Consider the following 14,387-nt stretch of genomic DNA (forward strand, 5'->3'; position numbering starts at 1 on the left):
TAGCAGACCGTAGACGTGGTAGCAGCAGGCTACGGCGCAGGCTTACGAAGCCTGCGCCGCTATAGATGCTTAGGCAGCCGCCGAAACCTGCGCGCTGGTCGAAACCTCCGCGATGGTCTTCAGGATCTGCGAAGCGATCTGGTAGGGGTCGCCTTGCGAGTTCGGACGGCGGTCTTCCAGGTAACCCTTGTAGTCATTGTTGACGAAGGAATGCGGCACGCGGATCGAGGCGCCTCGGTCGGCGATGCCGTAGCTGAAGCGGTTCCACGGAGCGGTCTCATGCTTGCCGGTCAGGCGCTTGTCGTTGTCCGGGCCGTAGACGGCGATGTGGTCCATCAGGTTCTTGTCGAATTGAGCCATCAGCGCTTCGAAATAGGCTTTGCCGCCGACTTCGCGCATATAGGCGGTCGAGAAGTTGGCGTGCATGCCCGAGCCGTTCCAGTCGGTGTCGCCGAGCGGCTTGCAGTGATACTCGATGTCGATCTCGTACTTTTCGGTCAGGCGCTGCAAGAGATAGCGGGCCATCCACATCTGGTCGGCGGCCTTCTTGGAGCCTTTGCCGAAAATCTGGAATTCCCACTGGCCCTTGGCCACTTCGGCGTTGATGCCTTCATGGTTGATGCCTGCTGCGAGGCAAAGGTCGAGATGCTCCTCGACGATCTGGCGCGCGATCGGGCCGACATTCGAATAGCCGACGCCGGTGTAGTACGGGCCCTGCGGCGCCGGATAGCCGCTCTCGGGGAAGCCGAGCGGACGGCCGTCCTTGTAGAAGAAATACTCCTGCTCGAAGCCGAACCAGGCGCCCTCGTCGTCGAGGATGGTGGCGCGCTTGTTGGACACATGCGGCGTCACGCCATCTGGCATCATCACTTCGCACATCACCAGCACGCCATTGCTGCGGGCCGGATCCGGGAACACGGCGACCGGCTTCAGCACGCAGTCGGAGCTGTGGCCTTCGGCCTGCTGCGTCGAAGAACCGTCGAAGCCCCACAGCGGCAGCTGCTCGAGCGTCGGGAACTCGGCGAACTCCTTGATCTGGGTCTTGCCGCGAAGATTGGGGACCGGCGTGTAACCATCGAGCCAGATATACTCGAGCTTGTATTTCGTCATTCTAGAGCCTCTCGTTGCTTGATCACCGAACCTGGATGACGCCGGCGCGCCGAGCCATCCAGCAGCCCAGCTGCCGGTCGATAAAATGCAAATCGTGTGCCACATCAGTTGGTCAGGGTGCGGCAAAAATGCCCTTTCATCCCGCCGGTGATGGCAAGCCGCCTAAGCAATGCGCCCGGATCAATCAAAGGCAGAATTTGCTTAAATAACAGGCAAATGCAGATCTTTCTTTAGGCATCTTGCCTAAAAGGATTGCAGGACCTACCTTGATGGAAAGATGAATCGAAGAGCCTCTCCAGAAGAAAGGAGACCGACCATGGAAATCACCTCAGCCCGTCCGTCGGCCAAAATCCTGATATTCCCGGCGGCATCGCGTGTAACTGCCTCAAATTTAGGCGTAAAGGCCAAGTTTGCGGCAGAGCTTGCTTCGCTGCGCGATCACCCGCTTGCCCATGGCGAGGCCTGGTATCATGAGGCCGCCATTGCGGAGGCCGAACAGCCTCGCAAGAGCTAGGCGTCTTCCGCGCTGATAGATCGAACAGGCCCACAAATCAAAAACCCGGCGCGATCGCTCGCGCCGGGTTTGTGTTTGATACAGAGCCGTCGGCTACTGCTTGGTATGCAGGTCGGTGCCGAGCGTATCCCTGACGAAGATCATGCCGATGATCAGCGTCACCGCCGCGATCACCACCGGATACCAAAGGCCGTAATAGATATCGCCCTTGTAGGCGCTGAACGCGAACACGATCGCGGGCAGCAGGCCGCCGAACCAGCCATTGCCGATGTGATAGGGCAGTGACATGCCGCTGTAGCGGATGCGGGTCGGGAACATCTCGACCAGGATTGCCGCGATCGGCCCGTAGACCATGGTCACGTAGAGGACCAGGATGAACAGGATGCCAATGACCTTGGCCCAGTTGACCTGTGCGGGGTCGGCAAACATCGCGAACGCGCCCGCTGCCGGAACGCTGTAGACGGTCACCTCGGTGGCGCCCGCGGCTTCGTCCTTGGTCAGCACCTTGTCCTTGATCGCCTGTTCGGTCGGGACCGCGGTCTTTTCGCCGGCGCGGATGGCTGCCGCGTCGAGCTTCAGTTCAGGATTGGCCGCGACAAAGGCGTCGAGCTTCTGGTCGGCAACCTTGGCGGCAGCACGCTTCAGCGGATAACCGCCCCCCTGAAGCGCGAGATTGATACCCTTCTTGAAGGCAGCGTCGCTGGCAGCCTTCTTGTCGCCCGCGGCCTTGGCATCATAAGACGCCACGGTTTCGCTGCCGATCATGACACTCGCCGGGGTCCCCGCCGCCGCCGTCGAGACGATGTCGTAAGGCACCGAGTTCTTGGCAAGGAAATCGGTCGCGATATCGCACGAACTGACCGGTACGCGCGTGCCGGTCGGATTGAACTGGAAGTTGCAGTCTCCCGGAGCCGCCGTCACCGTGGCGCGCGTGTTCTGCTGTGCGGTGGCGAGCGCCGGATTGGCGGCCCAGGTCAACGCCTTGAACAGCGGGAAGGTGGTGACGACCGCCAGCGCAAGGCCGGCCATGATGATCGGCTTGCGGCCGATCTTGTCGGACAGCCAGCCGAAGAAGACGAAGAAGCCCGTACCGAGTGCCAGCGCAATGGCAATCATGATGTTCACCGACTGCGCGTCGACCTTGAGCACATTGGCCAGGAAGAACAGTGCGTAGAACTGACCATTGTACCAGACCACGGCCTGACCGGCGGTGAGGCCGAACAGCGCCAGGATGGCGATCTTGGCGTTTTTCCACTGGCCGAAGGCTTCCGACAGCGGCGCCTTGGAACTCTTGCCCTCTTCCTTCATGCGCAGGAAGGTCGGCGATTCCGAAAGCGACAGCCGGATCCAGACCGAAATGCCGAGCAGGATGGCCGAGACCAGAAAAGGAATGCGCCATCCCCAGGCGTTGAAGGCGTCCTTGCTTACAGAATTCTGCACCAGCAGGATGACAATCAGCGACAGGAACAGGCCGAGCGTCGCCGTCGTCTGGATCCATGACGTGTAGAAGCCGCGACGGTCATCCGGCGCATGTTCCGCGACATAGGTCGCGGCGCCGCCGTACTCACCGCCAAGCGCCAGGCCCTGCAGCATGCGCAGCGCGATCAACAGGATCGGCGCCAGAATGCCCAGTGTCTCTGAGCCCGGAAGCAGGCCGACAAGGAAAGTCGACAGACCCATGATCATGATGGTGACAAGGAATGTGTATTTGCGGCCGACGAGATCGCCGATGCGGCCGAACACCAGCGCGCCGAACGGGCGCACGATGAAGCCGGCGGCGAAGACCAGCAGCGTGAAGATGTAGCGGGTGCTTTCGGGAAACGAGTTGAAGAAGGTCAAGCCGATCGCGCCGGCCAACGCTCCGTAGAGATAGAAATCATACCATTCGAAAACCGCGCCCAGCGAGGAGGCGAAGATGACCTTCTTCTCCTCTCGTGTCATGCCGCGGCTGGCTCCGCCGGCGGTCGATGCCAATGCCATTGAACTGTCCTCCCGTGAAATCCCGTCTGTCCTCGAGGCTGGGCGTCATCGTCGGCGTTCCCTCTGAACGCGACTCGAACCAGCCATCGGCGTAAAAAATGACAGAAAGCGACCGCCGGAGGCAGACAGACCTTGGATTTATGACTTTGGTATTAGGTGCAGTGCGGCAAAAGGCCGAGGATCAGGTCTTCAGCGCGTCGAGCAGGCCGACGGCCGCCATCATGTCGCGTTTGCGGGCCGAGCGGCGTGCGACAGCCTCGGCGTCCTGGCCCCAGTGCTCGACCTGCCAGTCCTCGTCGACATGGCCGGCGGCCCAGGCCGCGTCGCCGTCGAGCGCGCCGTAATCGACCGCCAGCGCCAGCAGCGCCGACCCGGTCAGCGAAGTCATGACATGGATTGCAGCCAGCCGCAGCGGCTCGGCACGCTGGGCAAGATGGGCGCCGAGGACGGCGAGGCTTTCGCGCGGCTGCTCGACATGGATGATGCCCTCGGCGAGGTTGAACCGAGCCCCTAATGTCGCCCTCGCCCAGTCGATCACCGGATCCCAATGCTGGTTCTGCCGCTCGACCAGCCCCTGCGGCGCGTCGGCGCGGTAGCAGGTCAGATCGGACGAGGCGAAGCGCAAGACGTCCTCCAGCACCGCCTGCGGGTCGCTGGCGACGCCGTCGATGGCGGTGTTGACCAGACGCAGCACCGGCATCGTGACCGGGTCGATGGTCTCGCCCTGTGCAGCGAACTCATTGGCGACCAGGGCGGCGGCCTTTTCGGTCGGCAGCGCCAGCAGCGCCTTGCCCGGCGTGCGCACCGGCTTGCCATCGAGGTGGACGACAAAACCGTCCTCCACAGCTACGACCGACACGTCCTTGTAGAAGCGCTTCGGCAGGTGCGTCTTCATCTGGATCTGGGCGCGGCGGACCGGATCCGGATCGGACAGATGCTTTCCCGCTTCGAGGTCGTTGAGGATGTCACGCATGGTCGAACTTTCTATCCAGGTACCTGCTTGCGCGCCGGCCGGTTGACGATGATCAGGCCGACTGCGATCAGCCCAAGCGCCACAAAGATCCTGGTCGTTGGCGCCTCGCCAAGAATGATAGCGCCGCAGAGGACGCCGAACACCGGCGACAGGAAGGCGAAGCTCGACAGGCCCGATGCCGGATAGCGCCTGAGCAGCCAGAACCACAGCACATAGGTGAAGGCAACTATATAGAGCGACTGGAACAGCAGCGCCAATGTCGGCAAGGCACTGACCGCGCGGATCGGCGGGCCGGCGAAAGGCAGAATCAGGACACCGACAATGGCCGCACCGGCCAGCTGATAAAGCAGCAATTTCTCGGCACTGGTCTCGACCAGTTTCGAACGCTTGATGACGATGCTGGTCGCCGCCCACAGGATGCCCGAGCCGAGGCTGAGCAGATCGCCCATCAAGGTCACGTCGGTGCCGCCGGTAATCCCGTCGGAAAACACCGCCACAAGGCCACAGAAGGCAAGCACGAGCCCGCCAAGCTTGCGCGCGTTGATACGCTCACCGAGCAGGAAATGGCCGCCGATCAGGACCCAGAACGGCATGGTGTTGACCAGCAGTGTGTTGCGGGCAACGGTCGTGTATTCCAGCCCGATATAGAGGCACAGGAACTCGACGCCGAACAGCACGCCGACGATGATGCCGGCGACAAGCGACCCGTCGGCCTTAAACAGCCTGATGCCGCGCAGCCAGCACCAGCCGAGCACACAGAGCCCGCCGATGATCGAACGTGCGATCGAGACGAAAACCGGATCGAAGCCGGCATAGGAGATCTTGGCGGCGACGTAGTTCAGCCCCCAGGAAAAGGTCAACCCGACCATGATGGAAGCAGCCGCCAGATCGACCGCATCGCGGCGATCCAATGCCGAGGCGACGGCCAATGTCAGTCCTCCGCGCTGGCGTCGTCGAAGCCGATCAGGTTCCAGCTCTGGCGCATATGCGGCGGCATCGGCGCGGTGACGTCGATGACGCCCTTGTCCGGGTGCGGAATGACGATGCGGCGCGCATGCAGATGCAGGCGGTTCTGAATGCCGCCCGGAAAGTCCCAGTTGGTGTCGGCCTCGAAATATTTGGGGTCGCCAAGGATCGGGCAGCCGATATAGGCGGCATGAACGCGCAGCTGGTGGGTGCGGCCAGTGTACGGCTCCATTTCCAGCCAGGTCATCGTCTGGGCCGCCTGCTCGATGATGCGATAGTAGGACACGGCGTGGTCGGCGCCCTTTTCGCCATGGGCTGCCACGCGCACGCGGTCGCCGTCCTCGGTCGGCTCCTTGATCAGCCAGGTCGAGATCTTGTCCTCACGCTTGGGCGGGACGCCCTTGACCAGCGCCCAATAGGTCTTCTTGGTCTCGCGCGCCCGGAATGACTCGGAAAGCTTCATCGCCGCAAGCCTGGTGCGGGCAACCACCAGCACGCCCGACGTGTCGCGGTCGAGCCGGTGCACCAGGCGCGGCTTCTCGCCCTTCTGGCTGCGCCAGGCCTCCAGCATGTCGTCGACATTGCGGGTGACGCCCGAGCCGCCTTGCACCGCCAGGCCCGCCGGCTTGTTGAAGACGAAGACTTTTGGATCTTCGTGGATCAGCATCTTGGCCAGCACATCGGCGTCGCCCTGGTTGCGGATCGAGTAACCCGTAAGCGCACTCTCGCCCTTCTTGTCGACCTCGAGCGGCGGCACACGCACCACCTGGCCGGGCTCGACACGGCTGTCGGCCTTGACCCGGCTGCCATCGACGCGGATCTGGCCCGAGCGCAGCAACTTCTGCAGATGGCCAAAGCCGAGGCCGGGGAAATGGGTCTTGAACCAGCGATCGAGCCGCATGCCCGCCTCGCCGGCCTCCACCGTGATCTGTTCTACGCCTGCCATGATTTTCGCTTTATCCGTTTCTAACGCGTGACCCCGAAATCTACTCCGGCTTTCGGAAAGGATCATGCGCAAGATCAAAGTTTCTGCAGCGCGTCCAGAGGATGCGGCGTGCTCCAGGTCGGGGCAATAACACTATGAAACGGTTCTTGCGAGCCAAAGTCCCAGAAACAGGGCGATAATGGCGCCAACGACGCTGGCCAGCGCATATCCCAACGCCGGCAGCGTCGCTCCGCGCTCCCATAGGGTCGCGAAATCGAGCGAAAAGGCGGAGAAGGTGGTGAAGCCGCCAAGGATGCCGGTGGCGACGAACAGCCGGAGCTCATTGGAACCGCCGCGCCGCATCAGCGCGGCGATGAACAGCCCCATGGCAAAGGAGCCGACGATGTTGATCACCATCGTCCCCCAGGGGTAGTTGGGGCCGACGAGGCGCAAGGCGCCGATGTTGGTCAGGTGGCGGATGCCGGCGCCGATGCCGCCGCCGACCACAACAAGAAGCAGATTGAACATGCCCGTTTACTGCCCGGCCAAGGCAGTGCGGTCAATCCCTTCAGGCCAACGCCTCAGGTCGTCTCGACCTTCTTTGCCTTGCTCGAGCCGATCATCTTCCAGTTCTTGTAGAACATGGAATTGATGCGCTCGACGGTGACCGAAACGATGGCCAGAAGTCCGGCGATGAAACCGGGGAACGGCGACGGGCGGATGATGTCCATGAACACGCAGTAGCGGCGTCCGTCATACTCGTTGACCGAGCGGTGCAGCAGCGTGTCGTCGAAAATATAGAGCGGGTTGTCGTGCCAGTAATTCCTCGCGCCGTTGCATTCGACGAAAACCTCTGCCTTCACCGGCAAGAGATTGTAGAGGATGCGCAGGCTGAGCCGCAGCGGTCCGAAATGCCAGGAAGTCGATTCCTTGCCTCTGAAGACAGATACGGCAATGGTCTTGATGTATTTGAAATCCTTGTTGAATTCCGCGACATTGTCGATCCGGTGCTTGCCGTACCACTGATAGACATACATGCCGCGACGACCGGTGCCGAAATTGGCGTCGATATCGGCGATGATCTCGTCCTTGCGCGCCTTGAAGACGTCAAGAACCTCGTTGACCTCGCGCTGATAATCGGCGGGAAACTGCTCCAGCTTCCACACGCCCGGGTTCCTGTAGCAAACGAGGTCCACCAGCAGATTGAAGGGCGACAGCAGCCAGGTGAAGATGCCATTGCCGAGGAAATAGCCGCGCAACAGCGACAGATCCTTGTTGGCGTTGCGCAGCACATCGATCAGGCCGCAGACGATCCAGATCGTGGTCAGGATCGGAATGAAATAGAAGCCGAGCGCGAGCAGCGGGACAGCAATCACAGCCTGGCGAAGCGTTTTGCGAAGGGATTTTGTCATTTCTGTTCGCGCCGCGCGCTGTCCCCGTTCCGAATTATCGCCCGTCCTGGCAGCCTCCCGGCCGAGTCATGCGACGTGATAGGGCTTTTTGTCATGCGGTACAATCACACTGCTGTGACTGGCGGGGGCAGAATTTCAGTTCATCGCGGGCAGGCCGAGTTCGTCCCGTTTGTCCCGCGCGCCTATTTTTCCCGCTCGCTGCGCAGCTTTGCCCAATAGTCCAGCCGTTTCTTGATATCGCGCTCGAAGCCGCGTTCGGGCGGATCATAAAAGGTCTGCCGGCCCATCTTTTCGGGGAAATAGTCCTGGCCGGAAAAAGCATCGGGCTGGTCGTGATCGTAGCGGTAGCCGGCGCCGTAATCCTCCTCTTTCATCAGCTTGGTCGGCGCGTTGAGGATGTGCTTGGGCGGCAGCAGCGAACCGAACTCCTTCGCCGCCCGCGTGGCTGCCTTGAAGGCGGTATAGACGGCGTTGGATTTGGGCGCGGTGGCGAGATAGACGGTGGCCTCGGCGAAGGCCAGTTCGCCTTCGGGCGAGCCGAGATAGTCGTAGGCGTCCTTGGCGGCGTTGGCGATAACCAGCGCCTGCGGGTCGGCCAGCCCGATATCCTCCATCGCCATGCGCACCAGCCGGCGGCCGAGATAGAGCGGATCCTCGCCGGCGTCGAACATGCGGGCAAGATAATAAAGCGCCGCGTCCGGGTCGGACCCACGCACCGATTTGTGCAGCGCCGAGATCAGATTGTAGTGACCGTCCTGGCCCTTGTCATAGATCGGCGCGCGGCGCTGGACGATGCGCTGCAGCCCTTCGGGATCGAAAACCTCGCCGGGTTTGGCGGCGCGCCAGACTTCCTCGGCCAGCGTCAGCGAGGCCCGGCCGTCGCCATCGCTCATGCGGATGAGCATCGCCCGCGCCTCGTCGTCGAGCGGCAGCGCCCTGCCCTCCGTCTCCTCCGCGCGCGTCATCAGCTTGGCAATGCTGTCCTCGCCCAGCGAGTGAAACACCAGCACCCGCGCGCGCGACAGAAGCGCGGCGTTCAGCTCGAAGGACGGATTTTCGGTCGTGGCGCCAACCAGCACGACGGTGCCGTCCTCCATGACCGGGAGAAACGAATCCTGCTGGGCGCGGTTGAAGCGATGGATCTCGTCGACGAACAGCAGCGTCTGGCGGCCATTGGTGCGACGCAGCTTTGCCGCCTCGAACACTTTCTTCAAATCGGCAACGCCGGAAAACACCGCTGAGATCTGCTCGAAGGCAAGGCTGGTCTCGCCGGCCAGCAGCCGCGCCACCGTGGTCTTGCCGGTGCCGGGTGGCCCCCAGAAAATCATCGAGCCGAGCGAACCGGAGTTGATCAACCGCGTCAGCGCGCCGTCCGGCCCGGTCAAATGCTCCTGGCCGACAACCTCGCCGAGGTTTTTCGGACGCAGCCGATCGGCCAAAGGCCGGCCGGGCGGCGCTCTTTCCGGTTCATCGACGCTGAACAGATCGGCCATCTAGGTCTTCTGGTTGGAGCACGATCCTCAGAAATGGGAAGATCGCCTCAGTAACGCAACACCTGGCGCAGTATCTGCCCGCCGCGCTCGACGGTAAAGCGCCACCAGCGTGTATCCTGCTGGGCAAGCTGCGCCAGTGTCGCCGCCGTATCGACCGTCGTGCCGTTCACCTCGCGCACGATGTCGCCCGGCTGGAAGCCGAAATCGGCGGCCGGCGAATCGCGGTTGATGTCGACCACGGTGACGCCCTTGAGGTCGGTGCGCAGGCCGAGGCGCTGGGCGAGCCTGGGCGACAGTTCCGCGACCTTGGCGCCGGAAAACGGGCTGCGGCCATGCAGCGTCACTTCCGAAGCCTTGGCTCCTTCCGGCGCGCGCTCCAGTGCGATCTCCATCGTCGCCTGCTGGCCCTTGCTCAGGATGGCGAAGGTCGCCTTGGTGCCGATCGACAGGGTCGCCATGCGGTAATCCAGCGCCTCGATGCCTTCGACCGTCGTGCCATTGAGCTGCAGCACGACATCGCCGGGCTTCAGCCCTGCCTTGGCCGCCGGTCCGGCTTCCTCAACCGACGACACCAGCGCGCCGGTCGGCTTCTCCATGCCAAGCGATTCGGCGATCTGCGGTGTGACCGCTTCGAACTCGGCGCCTATATAAGGCCGCTCGAAGAAATCGAGCCCGGCCTTGGCCGCGTCGGCGAAGGCGCGCACCATGTTGGCCGGGATGGCAAAGCCGATGCCGATCGAGCCGCCGCTGCGGCTGTAGATGGCGGTGTTGATGCCGACCAGCTGGCCGCCCATGTTGATCAGCGCGCCGCCGGAATTGCCGGGATTGATGGCGGCGTCGGTCTGGATGAAGTAGCCCGAATCCGAAACGCCGATATGGCTGCGGGCAAGCGCCGACACGATGCCGCTGGTGGTGGTCTGGCCGACGCCGAACGGATTGCCGATGGCCAGCACCAGGTCGCCGACCTCGAGCGCGTCGGAATCGCCGATGGCGATCACCGGAAAGGGCTTGTCGGAGTTGATCTTGAGCACGGCGAGGTCAAGCGTCTCGTCCTTGAGCATGACCTTCGAGGTGAATTCGCGCCCGTCGGCGGTCGCGACCTTGACCTCGTCGGCATCCTTGATCACGTGGAAATTGGTGACGACGACGCCGCTTGGATCGACCAGCACGCCCGAGCCGAGCGATGATTGCGCGCGCGGCTGCGCGCGGCCGAAGAATTCCTCGAAGAAAGGATCGCCGTCGAAGGGCGACGTGACCTTGGCCGTCTGCGAAGCATAGACATTGACCACCGCCGGCGCCGTCTGCTTGACCAGGGGCGCAAACGACAGCTGTACCTCTTCGCGGCCGAACGGCACGCGCTTGTCGGGACCGGAGGTGCCGTTCTCGCCTTCGACGCCATGCAGGAGGTCGGTCAGCACATCGGAGAGCCCCGGATCGGCTGGCTTGGCGGCGTCCTCGGCCAGAGCCTGCCTGACTGTCGGCGCGGCTGCGAACGCCATCATGGCGAAGAGCAGAACAAGAGACAGTCGGTTGGCGCGCATTCGCGAATCCTCCAAGGCAAGTTCGGGGGCATTGTCCCGACGATTGTGCAAAATGAAAGGCTAAGCCGCTGAAATACGATTATTTTGGGCATCAAAGCAGCTATAGGTCGACTTGAAACTGAAAACCTTCGTCGGCCCTCATGAAAAAACAACTCCTGTCATTCCGTGACTTTTTGAAGACCGGCACTTTTGGGCCTGTTTTCCCTTCTCTGAAAATGATCGACATCGCCGGTATGCTAGGTCCGCCTGACGGCTGGATCACGGAACATGCAGAGACGATTCCGGTCTATTGGACTTTCGGAAAGCTCGAAATTTCCTTTGATGAAGAAGCACCTCATTGGATGAACTGGTTTCAGATCGAAGAAGCGGGCTATCTCGAAGGTGATTTTGAGGTTCTCACCGATCGCCTTGTGCTCTCATTGGATGGGTTCAGTGGAGAGACGACACCTTCGGAATTCTTGACTGCCGGCCTTTGGGCTCCAGAAGAGGCAGCGGTGTTCTACGCCGCCTTGAGCGACGAAATATTGCTGAACATCTGCGCGGGTCCCGTTCAGATTCATTTCCGAGTCGATACAGACTTCATCGAAGATGGGGACGCCCAAAAATACCTGACCAATTCCAACGTGTCGCGAGTGGTCAGCGATATAGATTCCCGCGCCACCCTCGACAGTATCTATTCCTATCCCCAACCGGCGTTCGAAGAGATCCCCGGCGCCTTCAATTGGAATCTGCTTAGCGGTCGCGACTACCTGATGCTTACTCGCTAAACGTAAGACACGCTAAACGTAGGACGCCGGTAACAAAAAGGGGCCCGAAGGCCCCTTGAAGTCATTCCTGAAAAACCGAGCCTTATGCGGCAGTGGCTTCCTCGTTGGCGCCTTCGGCTTCGAGGCGGGCGCGGTCGCCGGCGCCCTTGGCGTCGGTGTCGCGGTCGACGAACTCGATGACCGCCATGGCGGCATTGTCGCCGTGGCGGAAGCCCGCCTTCATGATGCGCAGATAGCCGCCGTTGCGGTCGGCGTAGCGCGGCGCAATCGTGTCGAACAAACGCTTGACGACGCCTTCATTGCCGATCTGGGCAATGACCTGGCGGCGCGCATGCAAGTCGCCGCGCTTGCCGAGCGTCACCAGCTTCTCGACGATCGGACGCAAATCCTTCGCCTTCGGCAGGGTGGTGACGATCTGCTCATGCTCGAGCAGCGACACGGCGAGGTTGGCGAACATCGACTTGCGATGGCTAATGCTTCGGGCGAAGCGGCGGCCTTTAAAACCGTGGCGCATGGCTCTTTTCCTTCAGTTGTTCAAGAGGCCACGGCCTCTGATGGTTTTCCGCATGACCGTCGGATCGAGCGGCCCACGCCGCCGATCCTTGGACTTCATGCTCAATATTGGTCTTCGTAACGCTTGGCGAGGTCTTCGATGTTTTCCGGCGGCCAGTCCGGCACTTCCATGCCGAGGTGCAGGCCCATCGCCGCGAGCACTTCTTTGATCTCGTTCAGCGACTTGCGGCCGAAGTTCGGGGTGCGCAGCATCTCGGCTTCGGTCTTCTGGATGAGATCGCCGATGTAGACGATGTTGTCGTTCTTCAGGCAGTTGGCCGAACGCACCGAAAGCTCGAGCTCGTCCACTTTCTTGAGCAGCGCCGGGTTGAAGGCGAGCTCGGTGACGGCCTCGGTGGCGACTTCCTTCTGCGGCTCGTCGAAATTGACGAACAGGCCAAGCTGGTCCTGCAGGATGCGGGCAGCGAATGCCACCGCGTCCTCGCCCGAGATCGAACCGTCGGTCTCGATGGTCATGGTCAGCTTGTCATAGTCGAGAACCTGGCCCTCGCGGGTGTTCTCGACCTTGTAGGAGACCTTCTTGACCGGCGAATACAGGCTGTCGACCGGGATCAGGCCGATCGGCGCGTCTTCGGCGCGGTTGCGGTCTGCCGGCACGTAACCCTTGCCGGTGTCGACTGTGAATTCCATACGGATTTCAGCGCCCTCGTCCAGCGTGCAGATGACGTGGTCGGGGTTGAGGATCTCGACGTCGCCAACCGTCTGGATGTCGCCAGCCAGAACCGCACCCGGGCCCTGCTTGCGAACGACCATGCGCTTGGGACCATCGCCTTCCATGCGGATGGCGATTTCCTTGATGTTGAGGACGATGTCGGTCACGTCCTCACGCACGCCGGCAATCGACGAGAATTCATGCAGAACGCCGTCGATCTGCACGGCGGTGACAGCCGCACCGCGCAGCGAAGACAAAAGCACGCGGCGCAGCGCGTTGCCGAGCGTCAGGCCGAAGCCACGCTCGAGCGGCTCGGCGACCAGCGTGGTCAGCGTCTTCTTCTTCGACGAGAACTCGATCTTGTTCGGCTTGATCAGTTCCTGCCAATTTTTCTGGATCATGATGCTTTCCTTCCGTTGACCCGCCACCATCCAATCGTGGCGGGCGACCTGGAGTGCCGTGGAGGAGCGCCTTGAGGCGCTCACGCGGCGTTCGGTAATGTCTTAGACGCGGCGCTTCTTACGCGGGCGGCAGCCATTGTGCGGGATCGGCGTCACATCACGGATCGAAGTGATGGTGAAGCCGGCCGCCTGCAGGGCGCGAAGCGCCGATTCACGACCGGAGCCGGGTCCGCAGACCTCGACTTCGAGCATGCGCATGCCGTGTTCCTGGGCCTTCTTGGCGACGTCTTCGGCAGCCATCTGGGCGGCGAACGGGGTCGACTTGCGCGAACCCTTGAAGCCCTGGGCACCGGCCGACGACCAGGCAATGGAATTGCCCTGCGCGTCGGTGATGGTGATCATCGTGTTGTTGAAGGTCGAATTGACGTGGGCAACGCCCGACGAGATGTTCTTGCGTTCGCGACGGCGAACACGAGCGGCTTCCTTGGCCATGATAGTCCTTTCAGTTGATCTCTACACCGCCGTAATGCCAGCGGCTCCACCTTTGAAAGCGAGTAGTGAATAGGGACTAGCGAATAGGGACCCCTACTCGCTAATGGCTACTCGCTATTCGCTCACTTACTTCTTCTTGCCGGCGATCGACTTGGCCGGGCCCTTGCGGGTGCGTGCATTGGTGTGCGTGCGCTGGCCGCGAACCGGCAGCGAACGGCGGTGACGCAGACCGCGGTAGCAGCCGAGGTCCATGAGACGCTTGATGTTCATCGACACTTCGCGGCGCAGGTCGCCTTCGACCTGGTAGTCGCGGTCGATGGTCTCGCGGATCTGCAGCACTTCCGCGTCGGTCAACTGGTTGACGCGGCGCTCGGCCGGGATGCCGACCTTGTCGACGATCTCCTGGGCGAACTTCTTGCCAATGCCGTGAATGTACTGAAGCGCAATGACGACGCGCTTGTTGGTCGGAATGTTGACGCCGGCTATACGAGCCATATTCTTCTCTTCTCCATGTGGGACCGGCCGGCCTTCAAAACAAGGCATGCGCGGCGCTGTTCAAATTACCCCGCGTCCGGTGGAGGCCGGCCC

General features: G+C 61.9%; 15 protein-coding genes. 2 read left to right on the forward strand and 13 right to left on the reverse strand.

Annotation, left to right across the window (positions count from 1 at the left end):
• Positions 1–69 precede the first annotated feature (69 nt).
• Positions 70–1,110 carry a glutamine synthetase beta-grasp domain-containing protein gene (locus tag ACYG9Z_RS00590; RefSeq protein WP_023691256.1) on the reverse strand — a complete coding sequence of 347 codons (1,041 nt, stop codon included), beginning with the start codon at positions 1,108–1,110 and terminating at the stop codon, positions 70–72.
• A gap of 316 nt (positions 1,111–1,426) precedes the next feature.
• Here ACYG9Z_RS00590 and ACYG9Z_RS00595 point away from each other — a divergent pair, with 316 nt between their 5' ends.
• Complete coding sequence (locus tag ACYG9Z_RS00595; protein WP_023688422.1) at positions 1,427–1,624, forward strand: DUF2735 domain-containing protein; 198 nt, start codon at positions 1,427–1,429, stop codon at positions 1,622–1,624.
• A 93-nt stretch (positions 1,625–1,717) separates the two neighbouring features.
• Here ACYG9Z_RS00595 and ACYG9Z_RS00600 read toward each other — a convergent pair whose 3' ends face one another.
• The 8 genes from ACYG9Z_RS00600 to ACYG9Z_RS00635 all read right to left on the reverse strand — a co-directional run bounded on the left by ACYG9Z_RS00600 (position 1,718) and on the right by ACYG9Z_RS00635 (position 10,914).
• Positions 1,718–3,604, reverse strand: a complete 1,887-nt coding sequence (locus ACYG9Z_RS00600; protein WP_023682590.1) for an MFS transporter — start codon at positions 3,602–3,604, stop codon at positions 1,718–1,720.
• 181 nt (positions 3,605–3,785) lie between these two features.
• On the reverse strand, positions 3,786–4,577 hold the full coding sequence (locus ACYG9Z_RS00605) for an ATP12 family chaperone protein (RefSeq protein ID WP_023688421.1): 792 nt from the start codon (positions 4,575–4,577) through the stop codon (positions 3,786–3,788).
• 11 nt (positions 4,578–4,588) lie between these two features.
• Complete coding sequence (locus ACYG9Z_RS00610) at positions 4,589–5,446, reverse strand: DMT family transporter (protein ID WP_084566317.1); 858 nt, start codon at positions 5,444–5,446, stop codon at positions 4,589–4,591.
• A gap of 62 nt (positions 5,447–5,508) precedes the next feature.
• Positions 5,509–6,489, reverse strand: coding sequence for an RluA family pseudouridine synthase (locus ACYG9Z_RS00615; RefSeq protein WP_023691252.1), 981 nt, complete (start codon positions 6,487–6,489; stop codon positions 5,509–5,511).
• 132 nt (positions 6,490–6,621) lie between these two features.
• Complete coding sequence (gene crcB / locus ACYG9Z_RS00620; RefSeq protein ID WP_023706517.1) at positions 6,622–6,996, reverse strand: fluoride efflux transporter CrcB; 375 nt, start codon at positions 6,994–6,996, stop codon at positions 6,622–6,624.
• 53 nt (positions 6,997–7,049) lie between these two features.
• On the reverse strand, positions 7,050–7,880 hold the full coding sequence (locus tag ACYG9Z_RS00625; RefSeq protein WP_023698807.1) for an aspartyl/asparaginyl beta-hydroxylase domain-containing protein: 831 nt from the start codon (positions 7,878–7,880) through the stop codon (positions 7,050–7,052).
• 182 nt (positions 7,881–8,062) lie between these two features.
• The gene (locus ACYG9Z_RS00630; RefSeq protein WP_023682595.1) at positions 8,063–9,373 is read right to left on the reverse strand and encodes a replication-associated recombination protein A; all 1,311 of its coding nucleotides are present in this window, start codon (positions 9,371–9,373) and stop codon (positions 8,063–8,065) included.
• Positions 9,374–9,420: 47 nt separating this feature from the next.
• Positions 9,421–10,914 (reverse strand): DegQ family serine endoprotease, encoded by a 1,494-nt coding sequence (locus ACYG9Z_RS00635; RefSeq protein ID WP_023672765.1) that lies wholly within the window; start codon positions 10,912–10,914, stop codon positions 9,421–9,423.
• A gap of 140 nt (positions 10,915–11,054) precedes the next feature.
• Between ACYG9Z_RS00635 and ACYG9Z_RS00640 the strand changes: the two genes are divergently transcribed.
• Positions 11,055–11,681 (forward strand): hypothetical protein, encoded by a 627-nt coding sequence (locus ACYG9Z_RS00640; RefSeq protein ID WP_023752307.1) that lies wholly within the window; start codon positions 11,055–11,057, stop codon positions 11,679–11,681.
• Positions 11,682–11,763: 82 nt separating this feature from the next.
• Here ACYG9Z_RS00640 and rplQ read toward each other — a convergent pair whose 3' ends face one another.
• The 4 genes from rplQ to rpsM form a co-directional block, all read right to left on the reverse strand.
• Complete coding sequence (rplQ, locus tag ACYG9Z_RS00645; RefSeq protein WP_023691248.1) at positions 11,764–12,195, reverse strand: 50S ribosomal protein L17; 432 nt, start codon at positions 12,193–12,195, stop codon at positions 11,764–11,766.
• Positions 12,196–12,296: 101 nt separating this feature from the next.
• Complete coding sequence (locus ACYG9Z_RS00650; protein WP_023682599.1) at positions 12,297–13,307, reverse strand: DNA-directed RNA polymerase subunit alpha; 1,011 nt, start codon at positions 13,305–13,307, stop codon at positions 12,297–12,299.
• A 102-nt stretch (positions 13,308–13,409) separates the two neighbouring features.
• Entirely contained in the window at positions 13,410–13,799 is a 390-nt protein-coding gene (gene rpsK / locus ACYG9Z_RS00655) for a 30S ribosomal protein S11 (protein WP_006205444.1), read from the reverse strand.
• Positions 13,800–13,925: 126 nt separating this feature from the next.
• The gene (rpsM, locus tag ACYG9Z_RS00660) at positions 13,926–14,294 is read right to left on the reverse strand and encodes a 30S ribosomal protein S13 (protein ID WP_006205445.1); all 369 of its coding nucleotides are present in this window, start codon (positions 14,292–14,294) and stop codon (positions 13,926–13,928) included.
• Positions 14,295–14,387 lie beyond the last annotated feature (93 nt).

It is taken from the genome of Mesorhizobium sp. RSR380A, assembly GCF_054719385.1.